Below are 658 nucleotides of genomic sequence, written 5' to 3'. Positions count from 1 at the left end.
TTTGTGGTTCATGACTGGGGTGAAGTCGTAACAAGGTAGCCCTAGGGGAACCTGGGGCTGGATCACCTCCTTATACGATACGGATAGTTTGCTTCTGCTTTTTAAAGCGGAAACAAATAAGTCGCGATGAGTGTTCACACAGATTGATACGTCTTTATTAGAGCCCTCCTTAGTGTCCCGTTCGTCTAGAGGCCTAGGACACCGCCCTTTCACGGCGGTAACAGGGGTTCGACTCCCCTACGGGATACCATCCTTAAGCGTACTTCTCTAAGTGCTTTTAAAAATGGTTACCTCATTGAGGTGATTTGCTCTTTAACAATTTGGAAAGCTGACGAATAACAACATCCCCATCTCTTAGAGATGTGTTGTTATTCAATTAAAAGTTCTCAAATCCTAGATGATTCCTTTTATATAAAGAGATGATTTAGGTACCAACACACATTCAAGTGTTTTTGGGAATAAGAACTCTAGGAACTAGATACTAGTCTCTAGAAGCTTATTCATATTTGAGTCCGGCAAAATCGTGTCTGCACATGTATAAAAATGCAGACAACTTTGGTTGCTTAGTTTGTTTTCACTTTTCAAAGTGAAAGTAAATGAGCCAAGAAGACCCTTTGGGGTTGTATGGTTAAGTGACTAAGCGTACACGGTGGATGCC

General features: G+C 41.6%; 1 tRNA gene and 1 rRNA gene. Both read left to right on the top strand.

Going from position 1 to position 658, the window contains the following annotated elements:
- Window positions 1–73 (top strand): 16S ribosomal RNA (locus QTO00_RS20545); the annotation flags it as partial.
- A gap of 101 nt (window positions 74–174) precedes the next feature.
- Window positions 175–250: transfer RNA gene (locus QTO00_RS20540), tRNA-Glu, on the top strand.
- Window positions 251–658: the final 408 nt, after the last annotated feature.

Origin of the sequence: Vibrio sp. M260118 (genome assembly GCF_036533755.1) — a bacterium.
Classification (GTDB): domain Bacteria; phylum Pseudomonadota; class Gammaproteobacteria; order Enterobacterales; family Vibrionaceae; genus Vibrio.
Note: the sequence above shows the minus strand (reverse complement) of the source record. Positions and strands in the feature narration are given on the sequence as shown.